This is a genomic window from Gardnerella coleohominis, from assembly GCF_002896555.1.
Lineage (GTDB): Bacteria > Actinomycetota > Actinomycetes > Actinomycetales > Bifidobacteriaceae > Bifidobacterium > Bifidobacterium vaginale_F.
The window spans coordinates 14,970-39,086 of record NZ_MNLH01000002.1 but is presented as its reverse complement, the minus strand read 5'-3'; the positions used below and the strand labels follow the sequence as shown (position 1 = coordinate 39,086).

16 protein-coding genes and 1 pseudogene are annotated in these 24,117 nt (G+C 40.5%); 10 read left to right on the top strand and 7 right to left on the bottom strand.

Features of this window, described 5'->3' with window-relative positions; translation table 11 throughout:
* Nucleotides 1-8 precede the first annotated feature (8 nt).
* From BFS05_RS01955 to pknB, 5 genes are read left to right on the top strand one after another with little or no spacing between them, the layout of a single operon-like run.
* The gene (locus BFS05_RS01955) at nt 9-1,850 is read left to right on the top strand and encodes a PP2C family protein-serine/threonine phosphatase (RefSeq protein WP_180978562.1); all 1,842 of its coding nucleotides are present in this window, start codon (nt 9-11) and stop codon (nt 1,848-1,850) included.
* The gene (locus BFS05_RS01950; protein WP_103084380.1) at nt 1,847-3,445 is read left to right on the top strand and encodes an FtsW/RodA/SpoVE family cell cycle protein; all 1,599 of its coding nucleotides are present in this window, start codon (nt 1,847-1,849) and stop codon (nt 3,443-3,445) included. Before BFS05_RS01955 ends, BFS05_RS01950 begins: the two co-directional genes overlap by 4 nt.
* A complete protein-coding gene (locus tag BFS05_RS01945) occupies nt 3,438-4,904 on the top strand; it encodes a peptidoglycan D,D-transpeptidase FtsI family protein (protein ID WP_103084379.1) in 1,467 nt (488 codons plus the stop codon). Before BFS05_RS01950 ends, BFS05_RS01945 begins: the two co-directional genes overlap by 8 nt.
* Nucleotides 4,901-5,866, top strand: a complete 966-nt coding sequence (locus tag BFS05_RS01940; RefSeq protein WP_103084378.1) for a serine/threonine-protein kinase — start codon at nt 4,901-4,903, stop codon at nt 5,864-5,866. The genes BFS05_RS01945 and BFS05_RS01940 overlap by 4 nt, the downstream gene beginning before the upstream one ends.
* Nucleotides 5,863-7,908, top strand: a complete 2,046-nt coding sequence (gene pknB, locus BFS05_RS01935) for a Stk1 family PASTA domain-containing Ser/Thr kinase (protein ID WP_103084377.1) — start codon at nt 5,863-5,865, stop codon at nt 7,906-7,908. Before BFS05_RS01940 ends, pknB begins: the two co-directional genes overlap by 4 nt.
* A gap of 435 nt (nt 7,909-8,343) precedes the next feature.
* On the opposite strand, the gene BFS05_RS01930 is transcribed toward pknB, so the two are convergent.
* Both BFS05_RS01930 and BFS05_RS01925 read right to left on the bottom strand, forming a co-directional pair.
* Nucleotides 8,344-9,456 carry a class E sortase gene (locus tag BFS05_RS01930; protein WP_258004188.1) on the bottom strand — a complete coding sequence of 371 codons (1,113 nt, stop codon included), beginning with the start codon at nt 9,454-9,456 and terminating at the stop codon, nt 8,344-8,346.
* Nucleotides 9,453-10,253: a DUF881 domain-containing protein gene (locus BFS05_RS01925; RefSeq protein WP_103084376.1), complete on the bottom strand. Its 801-nt coding sequence runs from the start codon at nt 10,251-10,253 to the stop codon at nt 9,453-9,455. Before BFS05_RS01925 ends, BFS05_RS01930 begins: the two co-directional genes overlap by 4 nt.
* Nucleotides 10,254-10,328: 75 nt before the next feature.
* On the opposite strand from BFS05_RS01925, the gene crgA reads away from it, so the two are divergent.
* Nucleotides 10,329-10,742 carry a cell division protein CrgA gene (gene crgA / locus BFS05_RS01920; RefSeq protein ID WP_103084375.1) on the top strand — a complete coding sequence of 138 codons (414 nt, stop codon included), beginning with the start codon at nt 10,329-10,331 and terminating at the stop codon, nt 10,740-10,742.
* A gap of 167 nt (nt 10,743-10,909) precedes the next feature.
* On the opposite strand, the gene BFS05_RS01915 is transcribed toward crgA, so the two are convergent.
* On the bottom strand, nt 10,910-12,319 hold the full coding sequence (locus BFS05_RS01915) for a THUMP-like domain-containing protein (RefSeq protein ID WP_103084374.1): 1,410 nt from the start codon (nt 12,317-12,319) through the stop codon (nt 10,910-10,912).
* A gap of 530 nt (nt 12,320-12,849) precedes the next feature.
* Nucleotides 12,850-13,599 carry a rhomboid family intramembrane serine protease gene (locus BFS05_RS01910; protein WP_103084373.1) on the bottom strand — a complete coding sequence of 250 codons (750 nt, stop codon included), beginning with the start codon at nt 13,597-13,599 and terminating at the stop codon, nt 12,850-12,852.
* Nucleotides 13,600-13,759: 160 nt separating this feature from the next.
* Here BFS05_RS01910 and BFS05_RS01905 point away from each other — a divergent pair, with 160 nt between their 5' ends.
* Nucleotides 13,760-13,978 carry a hypothetical protein gene (locus BFS05_RS01905; RefSeq protein ID WP_103084372.1) on the top strand — a complete coding sequence of 73 codons (219 nt, stop codon included), beginning with the start codon at nt 13,760-13,762 and terminating at the stop codon, nt 13,976-13,978.
* Between the two features lie 287 nt (nt 13,979-14,265).
* Here BFS05_RS01905 and BFS05_RS01900 read toward each other — a convergent pair.
* Nucleotides 14,266-16,741, bottom strand: a pseudogene (locus BFS05_RS01900) (glycogen/starch/alpha-glucan phosphorylase).
* A gap of 288 nt (nt 16,742-17,029) precedes the next feature.
* Between BFS05_RS01900 and BFS05_RS01895 the strand changes: the two are divergent.
* Nucleotides 17,030-17,401: a sterol carrier family protein gene (locus BFS05_RS01895; protein WP_374703759.1), complete on the top strand. Its 372-nt coding sequence runs from the start codon at nt 17,030-17,032 to the stop codon at nt 17,399-17,401.
* 79 nt (nt 17,402-17,480) lie between these two features.
* On the opposite strand, the gene BFS05_RS01890 is transcribed toward BFS05_RS01895, so the two are convergent.
* The gene (locus BFS05_RS01890) at nt 17,481-17,855 is read right to left on the bottom strand and encodes a DUF3073 domain-containing protein (RefSeq protein ID WP_103084370.1); all 375 of its coding nucleotides are present in this window, start codon (nt 17,853-17,855) and stop codon (nt 17,481-17,483) included.
* Nucleotides 17,856-17,998: 143 nt separating this feature from the next.
* Between BFS05_RS01890 and trpS the strand changes: the two genes are divergently transcribed.
* Entirely contained in the window at nt 17,999-19,090 is a 1,092-nt protein-coding gene (gene trpS, locus BFS05_RS01885; protein WP_103084369.1) for a tryptophan--tRNA ligase, read from the top strand.
* Between the two features lie 98 nt (nt 19,091-19,188).
* On the opposite strand, the gene BFS05_RS01880 is transcribed toward trpS, so the two are convergent.
* On the bottom strand, nt 19,189-20,862 hold the full coding sequence (locus tag BFS05_RS01880) for a threonine/serine exporter family protein (RefSeq protein ID WP_258004219.1): 1,674 nt from the start codon (nt 20,860-20,862) through the stop codon (nt 19,189-19,191).
* A 376-nt stretch (nt 20,863-21,238) separates the two neighbouring features.
* On the opposite strand from BFS05_RS01880, the gene BFS05_RS01875 reads away from it, so the two are divergent.
* Nucleotides 21,239-23,995 (top strand): phosphoenolpyruvate carboxylase, encoded by a 2,757-nt coding sequence (locus tag BFS05_RS01875; RefSeq protein ID WP_103084368.1) that lies wholly within the window; start codon nt 21,239-21,241, stop codon nt 23,993-23,995.
* Nucleotides 23,996-24,117: the final 122 nt, after the last annotated feature.

The window sequence follows — 24,117 nt, the reverse complement described above, 5'->3', positions numbered from 1 at the left end:
TATGTAATATGACTCAATCTGATTCAAATATGGATGATAATACAACTGGAGTTAGTGACGTTAATAATAGTCAGGATTCTAAGGATTCTCTTGCTAATAGTATTTCCACTCAATTTTCAGGAGTTGAAGAAGCAGATAAAGAAAAAGAATTTCATAGTGATGTTTTTTCTGTAGACAAAACTCTGTTTATGTATGCTACTGCTGTTAGTGATGTTGGAACAGTGCGTAGTAATAATCAGGATTCTGCTTTTGCTGGAGAACATTTAGCTGCAATCTGTGATGGTATGGGCGGTCATGCTGGTGGAGATACAGCTTCTACTATTGCTATAAGATCTTTAGCGCATATTGAGCAAGATTCTAGACCAGATGATGTTAAAAAAGTTTCAGACATGTTAGAAACATCCATTATGGCTGCTCATGACGCTATTGTTGGGAAAGCTAAACGTGAGCGGAAATTAGCTGGAATGGGAACAACTGTTACAGCATTATCTTTAGTTCATAGTTATTGGGTTTTAGCTCATTTAGGTGATTCTAGAGCATATTTATTACGAGATAATCGTCTTATAAGAATGACGTCTGATCATAGCTATGTTCAGCATTTGATTGATATGGGGCATATTACTCCTGAAGAAGCGCGTAATCATCCTCAAAGAAATGTTGTTATGCGTGTTCTTGGAGATTTTGATATTGATCCTCGTCCGGATATTTCTATAAGAATGGCTCATCCTTCTGACCGTTGGCTTTTATGCTCTGATGGTTTATGTGGAGTTCTTGAAGATTCAACTATTCAGGAAGTTATGAGTACTATTTCTAATCAGGAAGAATGTGCTCAAAAACTTGTTTCTATGGCTTTGCGCGCTGGCAGTACAGATAATGTTACTGCTGTAATAGCTGATGCTACTTTGGCTTTAGATGCGGATGCTTTTGATTTGCCTCATCAAACTCCATTAATTGGCGGTGCTGCAAGTCTAGATTTGGAATCTATTGCAGATATTGTAAATAAGGCTGTTTCTTCGACGCCTATATTGCGCGATGACAAATCACCTGCTCAAAGGGCTGCAGCTTTAGTCCAAAATAGTGATCAATCTTCTGAAAATGTTAATAAAGAAAAAACAACTAGGTTAGTTCAGCCTTCCCATCTTCGCGAAGAATCAGTTGAGTTAAATACTCCTGATACAAATGAGATTCCTATTGTTACTAAAAAGAATGGTAAGATTTCCAGCGATCCTAGAGATCCTGATGTTGCTCGCGCTGTAAAACGCGAAAAAGAAGAAGCCAAGAGAGCTAATCATTTACGTATTCGTTGGACGCGTATTGGCGTAGTTCTTGCAACATTATTTGCTATTTGCGTTGTGTGCGGCAGTAGCTATGGAGTTTATGTTTGGACTCAAATGCAATATTACGTTGGAAGCAGCAATGATCATGTTGTTATTTACCAAGGTGTTCCGACGAATATATTTGGATTATCTTTGTCTCACGAAATTGAATCAACGGATATTAAAATTAAAGATCTTGATAAATCTTGGCAAGAAAGACTTAAATCTGGTATTAGTGTAAGCAGTCTTTCTGAAGCGCGTGGGCATGCTGATTTGATTCGTCGAGGAATGTATTCTCGCGAATTAGAAAAAATGCGTAATGATAATAAAATTACTCAGACTGATAAGTCGACTGATAAGTCTTCCGACAAGTCTGATAAGTCGGATAAATCATCTGATAAGTCTGATAAGTCTTCCGATAAAAAAGATAGTTCCGATAACTCTAAATCTGATTCTCATAAAGATTCTGATAAATCTGAAGAAAATTCAGATAAAAGCAAGGATGATAAAAGTCAGGAGGGTAAAAACTCATGACTTTGACTCGTATTAGACAAATTGCTTTATTAGTATTCTCTATGGTTATTTCCGCTATAGCATTTTTCCAAATGTTTTTGCGCATAGACGGATATATGTCAACAAAATTCGTATCAATGCTTGTATTAATAGCAGTTCTTTACATAATTTTATGGGTAATATTGCTATTTAAAAAGCCTTTTGCAAGTCAGGTTATTCTTCCTTGTATGTTGCTTTTAACATCAATAGGAACAGTAATGATAGCTCGTATTGATAAGCAACTTGGTACGAATATTGCGTTCAAACAGATGATTTGGATATCTGTAGCATTAGTTCTTTCTATTTTGCTTGTTCTGTTCATTGACGATTATCGTATTCTTAGAAGATTCTCATATGTGAGCATGATTATTGGCCTTGTTCTTCTTCTTTCTCCTATGATTCCAGGTTTAGGAAAAGAAATTGGTGGAGCAAGAATTTGGATTGGATTCGGAGATCATACTCTACAGCCTAGTGAATTTGCAAAACTATTCTTATCGTTCTTCTTTGCAGCTTATCTTTTCAATCATAGAGATCGTCTTGCTGTTGGCGGAGCTAAGATTTTTGGAGCTCATCTTCCTAGATTGAAAGACACTGGTCCTATTGCAATAATTTGGGCAGTTTCAATGGGAGTGTTAGTAATACAGCATGATTTAGGAACGTCATTGATGTTCTTCGCAATGTTTGTTTCTATGCTGTATGTTTCAACAGGTAGAAAAAGCTGGCTTGCAATAGGATTCATAGCTTTTGTTATCGGATGCTTAGTTGCAACTAAATTATTCGCGCACGTTCAATACAGGGTTGACGCATGGCTTCATCCATTTGATTCAGAAGTTTATAATCGATTCCCTGGTGGTTCTGCACAAATAGTAAGTGGTCTTTTTGGCTTGGCTTCTGGCGGAACAATGGGAACAGGTTTAGGTAAAGGCCATCCTGCGATTACTCCTTTAGCTAATTCTGATTTTATTTATGCTTCTGTTGGAGAAGAGCTAGGTCTTACCGGATTATTGGCAATATTAATGCTTTATTTGATTATTATCACCTCCGGCATTATTACAGCTATGAAAATTAAAGATGGATTTGGAAAGCTACTTGCATCGGGATTAGTTTTCACGATGGCTTTCCAAGTTTTCACTGTTGTTGGAGGCATAACATTAGTTATTCCACTAACTGGTTTAACTATGCCTTATATGGCTGCAGGTGGCTCATCATTAGTAGCAAATTACTTACTTGCTGCAATACTTATCATTATTTCGCATTCGGCCAATAAGCCTGAATCTACAAAGCTTTCTGAATCATTCCAATATGAAGCTCTGGCTGCTTTAAGAGAACGTGAATTGCAAGAGCGCGCAGAGAAGGGTGGGAATATTTCTAATAGCGAGGATTCAGAAGGTAATGAGTATTCTGAAGAATCTGAAGAAAATTCAGAAGGCGATGTAAATAATAATTCTTACAATAATTCATCTTATTCATATAATTCGCTTAATACTCAAATAGATGATGAGTCTTGGCCTGAATTGGTTGTTCCTTCTCTTAACACGAATGTTCACTCTGAAAATCGGGGTGATAGAAATGAATAAATGCTTGAAACAGCTTTTTATTACAGTCGTAATTTTGTTTGTTATTCTTGGAATTTCAAGCATGATGATGACTTCTATAAGAGCTAAAGCTTTGAATTCCGATCCTAGAAATAGACGTGCTTTATATAATGAGTTTGGTGCTCCTAGAGGCCCGATATTAGCTTCAGACGGAACTGTATTGGCAAAATCTGAGCCTTCGAAAGACGCTTTTGCTTATCAAAGATATTATCCAGAAGGAAATCTTTATGCCCCTATAACAGGATATTTCTCAATAAGCCAAAGAGCAGATAGAGGTATTGAGGCTTCTCGAAATGAATTCTTAAGTGGAGAATCACACGCTTTATTCTGGCAAAAATTCAAGTCATTGTTCACTGGCGTATCAGATAAAGGTGCTTCTATTGAAACATCTATTGATCCAAAGCTTCAAAAAGTCGCATACGATTTGCTTAAAGATAAAAGCGCTGCATTAATTGCGATTGAGCCTAAGACTGGCAGAATTAAGGCAATGGTTAGTACGCCAAGCTACGATCCTTCAGTTTTAGCCATTCATGACACTGCTAAAGTAAATAAAGCTTATAGTGACCTAACTTCAGACTTTGGCAATCCTATGCTTAATCGTTCTATTTCAGAACTTTATGCTCCAGGATCAATATTTAAAACTGTTATAGCTGCAACAGCTTTGGAATCTGGTAAGTATAAGCCAGATACTGTTATTCCAGCTGGTATTAGCTATAAACTTCCAGGAACTAATACTCAATTAACTAATGTTGTTTATCAAGCAGCCGGCAAAGACGGTAAAATTACGCTTGAAGATGCTTTAGCGTACTCGTCTAATACTGCGTTTGCTCAGCTTGGCGTATCTTTAGGATCTGACGCTATTATTCAGCAAGCAAAGAAGTTCGGCTTCTTTAGTTCTATTACTCTAGATGGATCAGACTCTTCAGGATTCCCTATGAGAGCTGTAACATCTAAAATTCCTCTTAAACCAACACCGGATAAATTAGCTATAGAATCAATTGGCCAAGGAGACGTAGTTGTAACTCCTTTGCAAAGTGCAATGATTGCTGCGGCAATTGCTAATAAAGGTGTTCTTATGAAGCCAACGTTAGTGGATTGTGTAAGATCTAGTGATTTATCAGTTATTTCACAAACTAAGCCAACTGTTATGAGTGATGTTATGAGTGCTGATAATGCTACAAAGTTAACTCATATGATGCAGTCTGTTGTTACAAAAGGCAATCCTCATCTTGCTATACCAAATATTAATGTTGCTATAAAAACAGGTACTGCACAAATTGGTTTTAAGAATCAAGCATTAAATGGTTGGATTATTGGATTTGCTCCGGCAGAAGACCCTAAAATAGCTATAGCGGTTGTTATTCATAACGCCAATACTTTTGGAACTTTTTCTGCAGGGCCAGTTATGAAAACGGTGATGAAGGAGGCGCTTACTCGATGAAACTCGTAGAAGGACAATTAGTTCATAATAGATATCGCCTCGATCATCGTCTTGCACAAGGTGGTATGGGTGAAGTCTGGAAAGGCTTTGATATACAGCTAGGACGAGTAGTCGCTATCAAGGCTTTAAGGACTGATACTAATAATGTTGAGGCTAAGTTAAGGCGTTTGCGTGCTGAAGCGCATAATTCTGCCAATCTTGCGCACCCTAATATTGCTGCCTTGTTTGACTACTATGAGCATGATGGAATTGGATTCCTAATTATGGAATACGTTCCAAGTAAGTCATTGGCTGATTTGTATCATAAAGAAAAAGTAGTAGAGCCAACGCGATTATTGCCTATTCTTATTCAAACTGCTAGAGGTCTTTTCGTTGCGCATTCACATGGCGTTATACATAGAGATGTGAAACCTGCGAATATTATGGTTTCTAAAACTGGCAGCGTGAAAATTACAGACTTTGGTGTTTCGTATTCAAACGATCAAGAGCAGATTACTCAGGATGGAATGGTTGTTGGAACTGCACAATATATTTCACCTGAGCAGGCACAAGGAGAGCAAGCCACTGCGCAATCCGATATTTACTCTCTTGGAATTGTTGCATATGAAGGTCTTTGCGGACATAGGCCTTTTACTGGCGCTACTCCTGTTGATATTGCAGCAGCGCATGTTAATGACCCTGTTCCTCCGCTCCCGGAAAATATAGATTTGCAGCTAAGACAATTCATAATGTCAATGCTTGCTAAAAATCCTAAAGATCGTCCAAAAGATGCTCTTACAGTTGCAAAAGTTCTTTCAAAAATTGAGAGAAGATTGTTAGATCAGCAGACTTCTTTTGAAAATAAAAATTCAACGTTTAATCCCCATAATTCACGGCCTACTCGTCGTGTAAAAAGTGAACCTCAAACAAAAGTAAATATAATAAACATTTTTGATACCAATAATCTCAAGGAGCAGCAATGAGTAATACAATGCCCACCTCATTAGCGAATGGCCGATACCAACTAGGAGAGCTTATTGGCCGCGGCGGAATGGCTGAAGTGAGGATAGCGGAAGATAATCGCCTTGGAAGAACTGTTGCTGTGAAGATAATGCGTTCTGATTTGGCTACTGACGAAATCTTCTTGTCGAGATTCCGCAGGGAAGCTCATTCAATCGCGCAAATGAATAATCCAAACATTGTTAATATTTATGATTCTGGAGAAGAATCAGTAGTTACTGACAATGGTGTTGAAGAATGCTTGCCATACTTAGTTATGGAATACGTTAAGGGCAAAACTCTTCGCGATATTCTTAAAATGAATGGTGCTTTAAGTCAACGCGATGCTGAGCAAATAATTCTTGGCGTGCTGAATGCTTTAGAGTATTCGCACCGAATGGGAATTATCCATAGGGATATTAAGCCTGGCAATATCATGATTTCTGAACAGGGCGTTGTTAAGGTCATGGATTTTGGTATTGCTCGCGTATTGGATGATTCAGCAACAACTATGACACAATCTCAAGGTGTTGTTGGTACTGCACAATACTTATCTCCTGAGCAAGCTCGTGGAGAGCAAGTTGATATGCGATCTGACTTGTATTCTGCAGGATGCGTATTGTATGAGATGCTTACTGGCAGACCTCCTTTCATAGGTGATTCCGCAGTTTCTATCGCTTATCAGCATGTTTCTGAAGTTGCAACTCCAGTAAGTACTTTGGTTCCAGGTTTGCCTGTTATGTGGGATAAAATCTGCGCTAAAGCTATGGCGAAAGATCGTCAAAATCGTTATGCTACTGCCGCTGAGTTTAAAAATGATGTTCTTGCTTTCATGAACGGTGGTGTCCCTGTTGCTGCCGCTTTTAATCCTCTAACGGATCTTGCAAATATGAAAGCACGTAAGCAAGCAGAAATGTCTGCAAGCCAAAACACGAATACTTTTGATACTGCATCTACGCAAACTTTTAATCCTATTGCTCAATATGGTGATGATTTTAGTAATACTGGAATGTTTGCGACTCGTGCAGCTCAGCGTGCTGCTGTTCAAGCTAAGCAACGTAAGAAGACAGTTATAACCGCTGTAGTTGGTGTTATTGTAACGCTTGTAGTTATAGTCGGTTTAATGTTTATCCTCATGATAACTAGGAATTCTGGGGATGTTGTTGTTCCGGAGTTCAGAGAAACCACAACTCAAGATGCTGCTCGTGAAAAGTTGCGTTCTCTAGGTTTGATAGCTGAAGTTATTTACGATAATAATTCTACTAAACCTGAAGGTACTCTTATAAGGCAGTCTCCAAGGGGTGGAGAGCATGTTTCTTCAGGATCCAAAGTCACTTTGTGGTTCTCTGCTGGGCCTCAATCCACTAAGATCCCAGATGTAACTAATCTTTCTCAGCAAGCCGCACGTAAAGCGCTAGAGCGCGCTGGATTTAAGGTTGCAGGCGTGAGCGTGGAAGATAGTGCGGATGTTAAGAAGAATCATATAACTCGAACTGATCCTGTGGGTGGAGCGTTTGCAGATAAAGGTTCTGCAATCACTTTGTACATTTCTTCTGGAATGACTAAAGTCCCAGATGGAATGGTTGGACGTCCTAAGGATTCAGTTATCAGCGAATTGCAAAATCTTGGATTTAGTACAGATAGCACTACTGAGGAATCTGATTCTGTAGATGAGGGTTCTGTAATTCGTTTGGATCCTTCATCGGGAACTGTTGTAAAGCCTCATAGTTCAATTAAGGTTTACGTTTCCTCTGGTAAATCAAAGGTTGAAGTACCTCATATTGCTTTGGGTACTGTAACTGTGAAGCAAGCAAGGACGATTCTTGAAGCTAAAGGCTTTAAGGTTGTAGTTTCGCCATCTGCTAAAGATGATGATATTGTATCTGAAATGTCTGCTACTGAAGGAAATAAGATTGACAAAGGTAGCCAGATTACGCTTACAGTTAAGTCCTCTGGCTCTTCAGATGACTATGGAGAATCGCGTCCTGGCTCGTCTGATTCGTCTTCAAATGGCGGCGGCAATTAAGCCTAAGATTAGCTAAGCTAAGCAGATGACAGTTGCTTAAATTAGAGCGTGTGAATAAAAGTTCGCGCGCTCTATTTTTTGCGAATCGACTGTTCTTGTTCAAAGTTCCTTTTTGTTGTTGCTGAGCTCTCGGAGTTTCTCTCATCGCAAGATTTTTACATTGCTCTAAGAGAAACTCCGACAGCTCTTGGCATGTTTAGTCTTTTAATCTTCGGTTAATCACCGAGATTTTTCGATTTTTCTTCTTCGCTCAATGAATCACCACTTCGTGCTGAGGTTCATTTCGCTCTGGGCGAAAAATCTTAAATCTCTGCCTAATCGGTAGCAAAGCATGTTTGGTAAATAAATCCATATGTTTAGAGATATCTTTAGTGAGACGTAACAAAAAAGACGGCCTACAAGCCGCCTTCTTTGTTATGCATGTTTTATTAAATATTAGATTGGTGTGTAATTAGACATGCTTTGCAAGAATGGAACCGTTGAAGATAGCCATGGGAATATCCACTGCAACAGAGCCATAGAAATCATCAAGTAAAGCAATAGTTGAAGCAGTATTCTCATTGGTAAAATACCAGGTTGAATCCTAGCGATTCCTCCAAAGATGCTGAAATCTGGCTTAGGCTTTAAACCAGCGCGAATGCTACGTAGCAACGGCCAACGCCATGCTACTGCGCTAGCAATAAACACAAGCACATACAAAATAACAGTAACAATTATTGGCATTACCAAAGAATCAAGATGAGAGATAAGAGATTGCTGTTCGTTGTTAATGAAACGTATTTTTCCGTTTGAATCTACAGTAGAAAGCTCTTTTGGAATTCCATCTGAAACTTTAGCCCAATAGTCAAATTCGCCGTAGCTAATCCAACGATGAGTTGGGGTAGAATACCTTGGCTCGCAAGTTGTTAGGGTTACCATGCGCTTAACAGGGTCCTTACCAGGGTGCTCAGGATTTGGCGCAATAACTTCTGAGTGGCTAGGAGTCACAATCTTATAGCTTGTGTACTTGTACACATACCAATAATTCTTAGTACGAATAATAATCGGATCTCCAGCCTTGAGCTTATCAACATCGCCTAAAGGCTGACCATAACCTTCGCGGTGGCCTGCAATACCAACGTTTCCCATTTCGCCAGGTAACTGCGTGTTTTCATAATGGCAAAGTCCTGAGCGGTTTAAAAGCTCAAGAGTAGAGCCTTCTACAAGGTTTCGCTCCCACTGATTACCGAAGCGTGGAATATATACGCGAGCAAATAATTCGCCAATCTTTGCTTTTCCTTCTACAGGAGGTTCACCAGATTGTTTTGGAGCTATTTTTGTTTTATTACCTTGGTCAGGATTAGTCCAAGAAACTGACGAACGTGCTGCTATTTGTGCATGCTCTGATTGTGCGCTAGTCCACCACAATTGCCAAACAATATAAAGTATGCATATAACAGCGCAAGCAATGAGAATCTCACTGAGTACGTTTACAGCTTGCCAAAAAGGACTAGTTCGCTTCTTAACAACCCCGTATTGATTACTTTGCATATTCGTAGAGTGCCTCATGCTACTCCTTCGTTGTTTCTAAAATGACTCTGTAAATCATTGGCCTTAATATCTGTTCTTCGTGGAACAGTCGCATATCGTAATGGTTGTAGTAAAGCTGAAGCTTCAGGGAAACTTAATTTCTTCATCTTTTCTACTTTCCACCCCAAACCAAAAGCGCTTACATAGTCTTTATATGTTTGAATCGCTGGAGAATTGTTCAGCGATTCTATCATATTTTCAGTAGAGCCAATAGCAGATATTTTATATGGTGGTGAGTACTGATGTCCTTGTAACATCAAAACATTTCCTATACAAATAGCAGCAGAATTAAATAATACTCTCTGATCTTGTATAGTCATTGCTTCAGCGCCTCCGCGCCATAAAGCATTAACAACGGCTTCAATATCTTGTTGGTGTATTACGTAATCGTTTATATTCGCAGAAGTTCCAGATCCGTTTACGGCAGATTTCCATAAAGGTGAATCATTAAGAGTTACGGTTATACCCGGACCTTGTAATGCTGGTAGCACAGTACTGCTTTCAGCACCTGAAATAGAATTTGTTTCGCTATTATTTCCCAGAGTTTTATTTAACAGATTTATTTGCGAATCTAGTTCTTTAACATCTTCTCTTAAACTTTTAGCTCTTTGAGAATTACGTTCGACCATCTGACCAGTATCGGAAGTTATAAAAGCAGTGCGATTAACACGTAAATTCGTGACAAATAAATACCCTGTGAAAGCAACAGCAATTGCAACAGCAATGCTACTAAGCATGGATTTTCTTGCTGCATGCCGTCCTGTTTGCTTTGCCATAATACTTCGTTTCTTTCCGCGTTCGAGTGTAACTATTATTATAGCGTGTAGCCTATTGATTGGAGAGTTACAGTTATGGCTGACGAAGAATTAAAAGCGTTGAACACGACTGCAGCTGATGACGCTGCTGGGGCAAGCGAAAATAATAATGAGGAATCTCATGACGATTTTTATGGCGTCCCTATGGATAAGGTAGAAGCTGTATTGAATGCTACTGCTGATAAGTCTACTTTGACTCCGCAGATGCAGCGTATGATGCAGCGTCAAGCTGAAAATACGCGTCGTGTTGAGGAAAGTATTAAGGGCACTAAAGCGAATGCATCGTGGTTTGTTCCGCTTTTCTGCACGTTAATGATAGTTGGATTGCTTTGGGCAGTTGTTTATTACTTAAACCCTATGTATCCAATTCCTGGTATTGGTGCTTGGAATCTACTTATTGCTGTTCTTATTGCGATGGCAGGATTCCTTATGACTATGTATTGGCGCTGATGCTTAGATTTTTGTGGCGTTGGATGTACTCTAATATTCTTTGATATTCTCTGATATTCGAGGTTAATTCAACGCCACAATTCTATATAATCTAATTTTTTTTAATATTCTTTTATTGTTTTTTTTTGCTGTTTCTTGCTTATTTAAAAATCTTATTCTGCTGTAGTTTATTCTGCTTTAGCAAAAATCAAAATATGCCGATTAGTTGAATCAGTAGTCGCAATAATACGAGTCTGCCCACCATCTTTAACGCGCAATTTTTTTCGTAAAGCATCTACAGACATAGGGAAGTTTCTTACCGCAATATTCGCATATGTGATTCCGTTAAGAGCTTCCTTCAAATCGCGCTTATTCATGCTGCATATATGCGTAATAGTTAGCATTTTTCCAGGAAATTGTTTTATTGGATTTTGCGAAACAAAAACGTGGCTATTAGACGAAATCTGCTTAACTTCGTATAGCTGCGTTAAAAGTTCAAAACAGCCAGATTTCATAATAGAAGCATTAGGCTCGTAAACGTAACTCGCATAGTTTTTTAAATATTCTAAAGAATTGTTTGAGTAATCGTTTAAGGAATTTACAGAAGAATCATTTACTATACGCGATTCGTAATCGTTATTTTCGTTTGAGATATTTCTTGAGATAATTTCTATGCGATTTGATGATAAATCATATTTTGCGTAAAAAGTTGTAAGCTGATCGTCATTAACGCAATTAATAACAACATTTGTATGTATATCGTTATCTAAAATTATTAATAATTCTTTACACTCGTTTTCGCACGAAACAATGTGCAACTGTGAAACGTTACCCTTAAAATCTGCTATAGTTTTGCGCCAGTCGAGCATTGGAGAAAGCTTAATCATAACAAAATCAGCAATGCTAAGTAGCTGCTGTTTAAGTAATAAGACATTTGGAGTGCAATCTTCAATTGCGTAAGTTCGAGATCCGTGTGAATTTCGTCTTGCTGGATCTACATAAATCATGGTTATTTTATGGGTACTTTGAGCGCTTTGTGTGTTTTGAGCGTTTTGATTGGCAGATAAGCTAGGAGCGCTAGATACGCTAGATATAGCTGTAGTACTGTCTGTATTAAAGCAATACACGTTATTTTTGCCTAAAATTCGCATGTTATGCTGAACGATACTTGCTAATTCTGGCTGCTGCTCAAAATATATAGTTTTTTGGAATAAATCAGAAAGAATAGTGCAATCTACTCCAAAACCTCCCGTTAAATCCACTAGCGTACGCGCGTTTTCATCGTTTTTGCCTAGGGAATCAATCAATTTTTTAACTATAGACGCTTTGTATTGCGCTGTTGCTTGTGATGAGCATTGTTCTAAAGAAAGATGCACTGGATAAAATATGTCATCATATTTTGCCCATAAAGGCAATTTCGTTTGCGCTATTTTGCGGCCTGCGATTTGATTAATAGCATAGTGAACATCTATTTCAGGATTTCGCGATGCCTTAAGAGCTGCCTGATCTGAAGTTAAAGCTGCATTTTCCTTAATAAAATTAAGAGTTTTAAGCGTCGGCTTTGTTATTTCTTTTGGGGCATCTAACTCTGAAAACATAATATTATTTTTGCCTGAAGCATGGATGTAAAAGATTTAAAAACAGCAGCATTTAGTTTATCCACGATAAGTTTAAATTGTGGATAACTTCTTATACACATGCGCACAAGGCAAAAAAGACTGACTTATCAACGTTTGTGTATAAATATGTGGATAACTTTTGCATATATTGTGGATTTAGTCCCAACTTATGCCCAGGTTATCCACATTGCTATCCACAGGTGTGGAAAACTACACGCGTGTAATTTAATTTATAATTTTATTTATAAAGTACGTTTTGCTACTAATTAGGCAGAGATTTGAGATTTTTCGCCCAGAGCGAAATGAACCTCAGCACGAAGTGGTGATTCATTGAGCGAAGAAGAAAAATCGAAAAATCTCGGTGATTAACCGAAGATTAAAAGACTAAACATGCCAAGAGCTGTCGGAGTTTCTCTTAGAGCAATGTAAAAATCTTGCGATGAGAGAAACTCCGAGAGCTCAGCAACATTAGACAGGAAAATCCTGCGGAATGCGTGTAATTTAAATATTTATATTTGATTTACGGTTAAGTCGCTAAATAAATCTAATCCATACGCGAAATAGAAGCATGCCACTGCTATAGCTACGAGAATTATTAAAAGCAGGGTCGCATAAATAGCGAAACGTTTGTTTAAAGAAAGATTTTTAAAAATATGATTGTTTAGACTAAGCAAAGCGGCTAAAACAAATCCGACTACTAATCCACCTACATGAGCTTGCCACGCTATATTAGGAACAATAATCGGCAAAGCTAGAGTAATAGCAATCCAAATAAGCGTGCCTCTAACATCCTGCCTTAACTTCCACTGTGCGACTAGAAGCGCGCCTATAAGCCCCATAATAGCCCCTGAGGCTCCAACAGACGCAATCGCAAAGTTCTTAGTAATTGTGCAATATAAAACGGTTGCTACACTTCCGCCCAAACCAGAAAGGGTATATAAGAAGAAGAATTTCCATTTACCGAAGAAATGCTCAAGTTCTAATCCTAATGAATATAAGCAAAGCATGTTAAAGAAAATATGTCCTATTGACAATGAGTGTACGAACATGGAGGTAAACCATGTCCAACTTGTTTTAGTAATGAGATAAGGAGATAAGGCTGTATTTTCTATGAATATTTCATAAGCATTATGTGAGAATGTGTTAAGAATTATTTGTACAATCCAAACCAACACGCATGCATAAATAATTATGTACGTGGCACTTTTTCCATTTATCTTTAATTTTTCTAATAAATGTTTTACTGGTAAATTGTTCATGAAATAACATTAACTATGTGGCTGCACAAATATACAAAATTTATTGAATATAGTACTGGTACTGTCACGTAAAGTTACTATTATTAGACATAAGCGAAAAATCGTGGTAAGGAATAGTTGACTTGGATGAGCAGGTCAGCACGACCCGAAAGGAGCCATTATGGAGAACAAATCCTCCAGCGGTTGGAAGTTCTTTGCACTGCTCTTCGGAGCACTGCTCGCAGGTGTTGCCGCATATTACATTTATAAGAAGCATAATCCTGATTATGATCCTTGGGAGGAGCCATGGGAGAACAGCTCTTCACCAATCGATTTGGGAACTACGCCAAAGAAGGTAACTGCTGAGACAACAGATGAAGAAGTTGCCTCTGAAGATTAGTAATTATAAGAATATATTTCATATCTAATATGGTGATGGATACTTTTAGCTTCCGTCACCATTTTTGTTGCGTATTTTGCTTATAAGTCGTTTTTGACCAGAGCGTGAAGAATTCACAAGAAAGCTAAGGGTATGCAAAAAGTATACCCAAAAAGTATCCGTAAAAGATTACGCAAAAAGTCTATATAAAAGTTAAATAAAAACTAAACAAAAAACTAAAAAGGCGGAAGCTGATTAACAGCCTCCGCCTTTTTAGTTTTTATGTATTGCTATTAGAGAATACTCAATTACTCAGCAACGTGTGCTGGAAGAGCACCAGTATGCCAAATGCGATCGAGATAATCTTCGATAGAGCGGTCAGAAGAGAAGTAACCAGAGTTGGCTACGTTCAAAACTGCCATGCGAGCCCACTTCATTGGATCGCGGTAAGTTTCCTCAATCTGAGCCTGAATATCCATGTAAGAGCTGAAGTCAGCCATTGCCATGAAGTAATCGTGGGTAAGCCAATCGTTGACGAGTGGCTCGTACACGCTCTTGTCACCGTTGGAGAAGGTGCCGTCGGCAACCATATCCACAGCGGTCTTCAAGCGAGGATCAGACTCGTAGTACTTGCGGGAGCCGCCGTGATCGTAGCCTTCAGCGTAGAGCTTCTCAACCTCGTCAACAGTCATGCCGAAGAGGAAGAAGTTCTCAGCGCCAACGCGCTCGCGAATCTCAACGTTTGCACCATCGAGAGTACCAACAGTCAAAGCACCGTTCAAAGCGAACTTCATGTTACCAGTGCCAGACGCTTCCTTACCGGCTTGAGAAATCTGCTCATCCAAATCGGTGGCAGGAATCAAGTTCATAGCAAGTTCAATGTTGTAGTTCTCTGGGAAGAACACTGCGAGCTTGCCCTTGCATGCTGGGTCGTTATTCACCACGCGAGCAACATTGTTAATGAGCTGAATGGTGAGCTTTGCCATAGCATAGCCTGGAGCGGACTTAGCGCCGAAGAACACGGTGCGTGGAAGCATCTTGTCTACGTCGATTGTGCCATTCTTGATTCCAGCGTATGTGGAGATAACCTGGAGGATCTTCATGGACTGGCGCTTGTACTCGTGCAAACTTAAACATAGTGTCTGGGTTGATTTCAAAGCCATACTTCTGCTTTGCGAAATCAACGAAGGCGAGCTTGTTCTCTTGCTTAACCTTAGCAAACTTCTTAACGAAGGAAGGATCGTCAGCCAATGGCTTCAAACCTTCAAGAAGCTCCAAATCACCCTGCCATGCGTCGGTGCCCAAGCCCTCAGTAATAAGAGCAGACATGCGTGGGTTGCTCAAGCGCACGAAGCGACGAGGAGTTACGCCGTTAGTAACGTTCTTGAACTTATCTGGGTAAACGCTGGAGAAGTCCTTCAAAGTGACATCCTTCAACAACTCAGAGTGAAGCTCAGCAACACCGTTAACGTAAGAACCACCGTAGGTAGCCAAGTAAGCCATACGAACTACAGCACCTTCGCCATTTTCGTCAGCGTCGGTAGAGATGCGCATGCGCTCAACCTGATCCTCAGCAACGCCCTTACCGCGAAGCTCATTGCGGAACTGCTCGCTGATACCCTGAATAATCTCAAGGTGGCGTGGCAAAAGTTCGCCGATAAGCTTGGCTGGCCAAACTTCCAAAGCTTCTGGGAGCAAAGTGTGGCAAGTGTAGTTGAAGGTCTTGGTGGTGATACCCCAAGCGGTGTTCCAATCGTAGCCGTACTCGTCCATAAGAACGCGCATAAGCTCTGGAATGCCGATAACTGGGTGAGTATCGTTCAACTGGAAGTTAATCTTGCTTGGGAAGGTGGTGAGATCCGGCTTATCCTGACCTGGATAGAATACGCGGATAGCATCATGAATAGAAGCAGCTACGAAGAAGTACTGCTGTTCAAGACGCAAAGCCTTACCTTCTGGAGTGGAATCTTCTGGGTAAAGAATCTTAGAAATGTTTTCCGCTGCAACCTGTGGCTTTACAGCATCCAAGTACTCAGACTTGTTGAAGGTGAGCAAATCAAACTCGTCGTAAGACTTAGCAGTCCACAAACGAAGAGTGTTTACGCGACCAGAATTATAACCTGGAACCATGTAATCAACTGGTACTGCACGAACAGACCAAGCTGGCTTCCATACGCGCTTGCCGTTTTCTTCTACAACTTCACCACCGAAGTTGACGCGCTGGTCACGACCATAATCAATGTGACCCCATGGCTCTTCATTGCTAAGCCAGTAATCAGGGGTTTCAACCTGCTTACCTTCTTCATCAAAGCGCTGCTTGAAGATGCCGTAACGATACTGGATGCCGTAGCCAAATGCTGGAACGCCAATAGAGGCGAGTGAATCAATGAAGCAGGCTGCGAGACGACCCAAACCGCCGTTACCCAAACCTGGCTCATACTCAGCATCGATAACAGCCTTTGGATCGAAGCCAAGCTTAGTAACAGCCTTATTGAATTGGTCAGTAAGACCAGCGTTCAACAAAGCGTTCTCAAGCTGCTTGCCCATCAAGAACTCTGCGCTCAAATAGCCCACAGCCTTGGTATTGCCATTAACCATGTCATGCTGAGTCTGCATCCAAGAGTCCATCAAGTGACGACGAACTGCGGTAGCAGCGGCAACATACACATCTGCCGTAGTGGCCTGCTCTGGCGTTACACCCTGGGTGTACTTGAGGTGCTCTTGAAGTTCTTTGGCAAATGCCGTCGCAGTAGTTTTGGCTTTCGGCGCGACGTGTTTAGTCATATTTGACTCCTTGTGCCGTTTGATATATTTCCTAAAAGTGTGCAGCCTAAAACTTTGTGTTTAGGCAATTAAACCATCACCATTTTGCAGATAACTTTTTCAGATAACCACAAGAGGCATGTGAATGCACACGATAAACCCAATAATACCACAACCCCAATCCCTTAAATGTTGGTATATAACGTCTTAAGACAAATATATTGCTGAAAGTATGTTGCTTAGAAGATAATAAAAGACGTGTCAGTAATACTTGAACGTGATATAGCACGAGGACAGAGTGCTTTAAAAATTTGGAATGATCTTGCGCTAAAAGCAGTTAATAATGAAGTTAATGCAATGAAAATAAATAGCAATATTTTGAATATTAGCCGTACTGACGAAGCTCTTGCTGTTAGATATTCATTGTATGTTCTTGAAAATAAAGTTCCCGGCTGCGGCGTTGAAGTAAGAGTCGCTCCTTGGGGAGCTGTAAAAATCCTAGAAGGCCCAGAATCTGACCCCCACAACTTAACTCCTCCAGATGTTATTGAATTAGAGCCAAGTGTTTGGTTGCGATTAGTTTGCGGAATAACCAAATGGGATGAAGAAAAAGAAGCTGGGAATATAAGCGCAATGGGCGAACGAGACAATTTGAGCGCAATATTACCGCTAGAATTATAAAATTCGGGTAAACTGCGCTCGAATTGCAACAACAATACTATGCAAAAAGCAAAAGTCGCGTAATACTTTTACTTACTTCTTACTTCTCACTTTTATGCATAAAGTTTGGTACAGGCATAGGTATGTGATGGTGGATAGCAGAGTGCGTATTTGAAGACGATGAAGTTTTTTCACTATTCATCGCCTTTGCAGCTGATTCTGCAGCCCATTTAGCATACTCGTCTAAATCATCATCTACAGCTTCATACTGAGTAGAAGATGTAGTATCTTCGTTATCAAGATACTCGCCGCTACCTTCGTAGTTTTCAGTTGTTTCACGTGGATCGACGGATTCTTGTTCAAGCTCATGAGCGTTAAGCTCTTTAGCAAGCTCGTCATAATCCGTATCGGTCGTCAGGTACTTGAGCTTACGGGCAATTTTCTGTTGCTTTGCCTTCTGTCGTCCGCGGCCCATCTGACCCCCTCTAAAAATTCTGTAACAATCAATTCATCACACAAGAGCGTACCACTTAACCGCAACCGCGTATATTGTCTGAGCAAACTTTTACGATAAAAGCCATATTTTAAGCGTGAAAACGCGTGTGCAAGGAGTTGTAAATGGCGCAAGAAGCACAGGTAACAGCTGTAGGTAATGAGATGAGTGCAAGCTTTGTGGCAGCTAGAAAACGTTCAGATGCTACATTGGAAAAATTGAAGACCAATCCGTCGTCGTTTACTATGCTTACTGGGGATCGTCCTACAGGTAGATTGCATTTAGGCCACTACTTCGGTTCCATTAAAGAGCGTGTTGCAATGCAAGAGCGCGGCGTAAAAACGAATATTATTATTGCAGATTATCAAGTAATTACAGATAGAGATACAACAGAACATATTGAAGATAATGTGCTAAATCTCGTGCTTGATTACATGGCTGCCGGAATTGATCCTGAAAAAACAATGATTTTTACTCATTCGGCTGTTCCTGCAGAAAATCAGCTTATGCTGCCATTCTTATCTTTAGTTACAGAAGCGGAATTGCATAGAAATCCTACAGTAAAATCTGAAATGGAATCTTCTGGCCACGCTTTAACAGGCTTATTGCTTACTTACCCAGTTCATCAAGCTTGCGATATTTTATTCTGCAAAGCAAATGTAGTGCCGATTGGTAAAGATAATTTGCCTCACATTGAAATTACTCGTACTATTGCACGCCGTTTTAACGAAAGATACGCGAAGAAAAATCCGGTTTTCCCAGAGCCTGCAGCAATACTTTCTGATGCTCCTGAAATTCCAGGATTGGATGGTCGTAAGATGAGCAAATCTTATGGTAATTCAATTATGCTCGGAGCTACTGCTGAAGAAACTGCCAAGTTAATTAAGAAGAGTCCAACTGATTCTGAGCGTATGATTACGTTCGATCCAGTAAATCGTCCTCAAGTTTCTGCACTTTTGACTACTGCTGGTTTGGTTACAGGAAGAGACCCTAAAGAAATCGCGGAAGAAATTGGTAACTCTGGTGCTGGGGCTCTTAAAGCTTATGTTATTGAAAATGTGAATAACTTCTTGGCACCTCACAGAGAGCGTCGAGCAGAATTAGCAAAAGATATGGATGCTATTCGCGATATTTTGCACGATGGCAATAAGCGCGCAAATGCTATTGCGGAGGAGACTCTTGCTCAAGTTCGTGAAGCTATGGGAATGAAGTACTAATTAAATTTCAATAAGTAAATTAATAAACAATAAAGCCGCTCGCAAGAAAACTTGTAAGCGGCTTTTTGTTAAAAATTAACGGGCTGAAACTTAGAACATCACACGTCGTAACGCCAGTTTTTATCTGTGATAACTCTAGCTACGGCAAGTCCTATTGGAAGGCAAATAATCACCATAAAAGCTTTAAAAGCCCAATTTAAAGCAGGGATAGTGTTAAATTGCCCAAGATAGAACATTGCCCTGTACATATAAAGTCCTGGAACCATAATCACGATTGAAGGAACGGTAAGACTTATTCGAGGATATCCCAAGTACTGTGGTGCCCATCCGTGTCGAACTATAGATCTCCAGGCTGAAGCTAAAAGTCCTGCTAGAAGTGCTCCTGTAAAGGCTGATATTTCTGCAGAAATTCCAAAGTCAACCATAGTTAAACGAAGCGTATCTGTTATTGCTCCTATAACTCCGGCAACAACACACATTCGTTGTGGAGAATTAAATAGCACGGAGAATCCCCACACGCCAGCAAATGCTGTAATCATTCTTAAAACAGCATTTAGCCATGGGTTTAATCCTAAAGGAGTGAAGCCTTGAGGATTTAGTTGTATAAGACTTGCAACCATCCAGCCTGCTAAAGTTCCCATAAGAATAATTGCAACCGTATAAGAAAGACGTTGTATTCCGGAAGGGAAATCTATTTTCGCTATATCCAATCCACCTGTGATAAGCGGAAAACCAGGAATAACGAATAATACTGAACCAATATAAGCAGTATTGTGTAATGGCGCACTAGGGTCAAATAAGCCTATAAGCTGTAATGAAGCAATGCACGCGGATGCGCCGATAGCAACGGCAACGAATGTTACAACGAATTGGTTTAAATGGTGCATGAACATTCTTCTGCGAACCCAGTGACCTATTCCTGCTCCAATAAATGCGCCAATCATATCGTAAATGCCGCCGCCAAGAAGGAATGCGAATGACGCACATGCTACAGCAGAAGCAATCCCTGCAAACCAAGGCTTATACAAAGGTTTACGGTTTTTAATGAGGTCAAGTCGATCGTGTACCTCTCTAACAGTAAGAGGCTTATGTTTTTCTTCATCCAAATTTTGTGAATTATTAACGTGCGAGAAATGTTCCTCATAAGCATTTTCTGGTTTTAAAGCAAAAAGTCCTCGAGGTTTTTCTTTTGCTATAGCATCGCAAATCGCTTTATTTTCAGCGCGTTTAGTTTCATCTTCTTCAGATTTTTTAGCAGCCTGGACTATTGTTGTTTCATCGTCTGAAACTTGTAAAGTATCTACTAATTCTTTAGAAACAGTCGCTTTAGAGTGATAAAGCGCATCGTTTCCAAGTTTCACGTTAAACCAGTCTGCAAAATGCTCAAGAAGCCAAATTCTCTCCGTATTTACGCCTGTTGAAGGCAAATCAACAACTTCAGTAATACGCGAATGTTTATCAGTGCAAGTGGCTTCAATATCTGTGAGGTTTACGTCTGCTCTTACGCTTACTCCCATTGGTTCGCCGACACTGTGCATCAGCTCTCTAACCCTATAGCTTCCGGTTCCAGCGCCTAATCCTAGAGCACCAACTCGAATGATAATGCTTGATTTTGCAGCTATGCATGCTTCCGTAACTGGTTTATCCCAATCTTTTTCAACGTCATCCATGTCGAGAGGAATCGCGTGCGTGAAAAATCTGCCGGATGGTTTTCCTACAACATGGCCATTAGGCAAAATTTTAGGATTATTTTTCGATTCTTTATTATTGATATAACTTTCTCTATCTGAAGGAACGCTATCTTTAAAAAGACTGTCGATATTATCACTATTATCGCTACTATCGCCGCTAGCGTTGTTATCGCTTGTTTTAGAGTTGTTATTGCTATTATCAGCACTAGTGCTATTCTCTGCTGTACTCACAGTTTTTAGTATACGCACCCCTGTTGCCTACTTTTATAAACGTATTATTGAGGCCATTTATGTGGGTATTTTGTTGTAAAAAAATCAGTCCTATGGTCGGTTCACAATTGTCTTGGTATCTCGCTGGTACCAAGGCTATGGGCTTGCAACTTCTAAACAAATAACCGCGGAGGAGCCGCGGAAGTTAGATGACCGAGCAACCTGACAACCAGCACAAGGAGGTCTGATGACAACTAAGAATCAACAGGTAACTCCAGCAGACGCCACTATTGTGACGTCTGGATTAGGACGAAAAGGTCCTGAGGAGCGTGAATTACCAGCATCGCTTCAGCAAGATATGGATTTGTGCTTGCATATTTTACGCGATGTATTGGGTGAATTTGATGAAAAATTATTAGCGGTATTCGACGAAGTGCGTTTGAATGCAGTTGAAGCTAGTACAGCTCATTTTGCGCAGATGGTTGATGCGCAAGAAACTGTTGATGATGGTTTGAGTAAAGCTGTTGAAAAAATTAACGGCATGGATTTGGCCGATACTCAGCTTTTAGCTCGTGCGTTTGCAACTTACTTCCATTTAGCTAATCTTTGCGAAGAGAATTATCGCGTTTCAGTATTGCATCAGCGTGAATGTGATGTTGCTGATTCGAATCCAGTTGACCCTGTTAATGAATTAACATGCGCTTATCATAAATTGTTAACTGAAATGAGCCCTGCTGAAGCTAAAGAATTGTTGGCAAAGCTAGAGTTCCATCCTGTTTTCACAGCGCATCCAACTGAGGCTCGTCGTAAAGCTGTTGCTGGCAAGATTCGTCGTATTTCTAAGCTTTTGAGTGAGCATCATCGTTTAGGCGGATCTGATAAGCGTGAAAATTATCGCCGTCTTTATAACGAAATCGACGCTTTACTTCGTACATCGCCTATTGCTTTGAAGAAGCCTACGCCGGTTGAAGAAGCAGATACTATTCTTGAGATTTTCGACGCTACTTTATTCGATACGATTCCGCTTGTATATCGCAGATTTGACGATTGGCTGCTTGGCAAGAAAGCTGGTCTCGTGCCACCTCGTTGCCCTGCGTTCTTCCATCCTGGTAGCTGGATTGGCTCAGATCGTGATGGAAACCCGAATGTTACTGCTAAGGTAAGCCGTCAAGTAGCTAGTAAATTCAGCAACCATGTGTTAGCAGCTTTAGAGGCTCGTACTCGTGAAGTTGGAAAATGCTTGACTATGGAAACGCGCACAACGCCTCCAAATGTTGAGTTGTTGGAGCTTTGGAATCGTCAGCGCGAAATGAGCGAGCAGCTTACTGAAAGCGCTTCAGACGTGTCTAAGAGTGAGCCACATCGCGCTGTAATGCTTGTTATGGCCGATCGTTTGCATCGTACGATTAGTCGCGATACTGATTTGATGTATCATTCTTGCGAAGATTTTATTGAAGATTTGCATATTGTTCAGCGTTCCTTGGCTGAAGGTGGAGATCCTCGCGCAGCTTACGGTCCTTTGCAAGATTTGATTTGGCAAGCGCAAACCTTTGGATTCCACATGGTTGAAATGGAATTCCGTCAGCATTCTCTTGTACATTCTCGTGCTTTGGAAGATATTCGTGAGCACGGATTGCACGGTGAACGTGGACCTCTTCAGCCTATGACTCGTGAAGTTCTTGATACCTTCCGCGCTTTGGGAGCAATTCAGAAGCGTAACGGCATGCGTGCTGCTCGTCGTTATATTATTTCCTTCGCAAAGTCTGCTCAGCATGTTCGTGACGTGTTTGAATTAAATCGTCTTGCTTTCGCTCACCCACAGGATGCGCCAACTCTCGACGTTATTCCACTGTTTGAGCAGTTGGAAGATTTGCAGAACTCTGTGAACGTGCTTGAGGAGATTATTAAGATTCCTGAAGTTCAGGCTCGTCTTAAGTCTACTGGCCGCAAGATGGAAGTTATGCTCGGCTACTCGGATTCTTCCAAGGATGCCGGTCCTACTTCCGCAACTTTGGCTTTGCACTCTGCTCAAGAGCGTATAGCTAAGTGGGCTAAGAAGCATGATATTGATTTGACGCTTTTCCATGGTCGTGGTGGCGCTGTTGGTCGTGGTGGCGGCCCTGCAAACCGTGCAGTTCTTGCTCAGCCAGTCGGTTCTGTAAATTGCCGATTTAAGTTAACTGAACAGGGCGAGGTTATTTTTGCGCGTTACGGTAATCCAATTTTGGCAATCCGTCACTTGGAGTCTGTTGCTGCTGCAACTTTGCTTCAGTCTTCGCCAAGCGTTGAGAAAACAAATACTGAGATGACACACAAGTATGCTGATATGGCACAAAAGCTTGATGTTGCAGCTCATGAGCGTTTCCTTGATTTGCTTCAAACAGATGATTTCACTCCGTGGTTCTCTACAGTTACGCCGCTTAGTGAAATTGGTTTGCTTCCAATCGGTTCTCGCCCTGCAAAGCGCGGTTTGGGAGCAAAGTCTTTGGATGATTTGCGTACTATTCCATGGGTGTTCTCTTGGGCGCAGGCTCGCATTAACCTTGCTGCGTGGTACGGTTTGGGCACAGCTTGCGAAAAGTTTGGCGATTTGGAAACTTTGCGTCGCGCTTACGAAGAGTGGCCTCTGTTTAGTACTTTTATTGACAATATTGAGATGTCGTTAGCTAAGACAGATGAGCGTATTGCTCGCATGTACTTAAGCCTCGGCGATCGCGAAGATTTGAGCAATAAAGTGCTTTCGGAAATGCAACTTACTCGTAAGTGGGTTTTGCAGATAGTTGATGATAAGTGGCCTTTGCAGCATCGTCACGTGCTTGGTCAAGCGATTCGTGTGCGCTCGCCGTATGTTGATGCTTTGTCTGTGATTCAGTCTCTTGCTTTGCGAAAGCTTCGCAACAAAGTAGATAAGGAAGAATTGAGCGAAAGCCAGCAGGCAGAGTTTATCTACCTTATCTTGTGCACTGTTTCTGGTGTTGCTGCAGGCTTGCAGAATACTGGATGATTTTTGTAAAGTTTAGCAATTTTAGTGAAGAAAGCCTTCATGTAACTTTTGTTACTGGAGGTTTTCTTTTTTATTATTTATTCTTTTTTATTATTTTATTTATTTTGGTTTGTAAGTCTTTA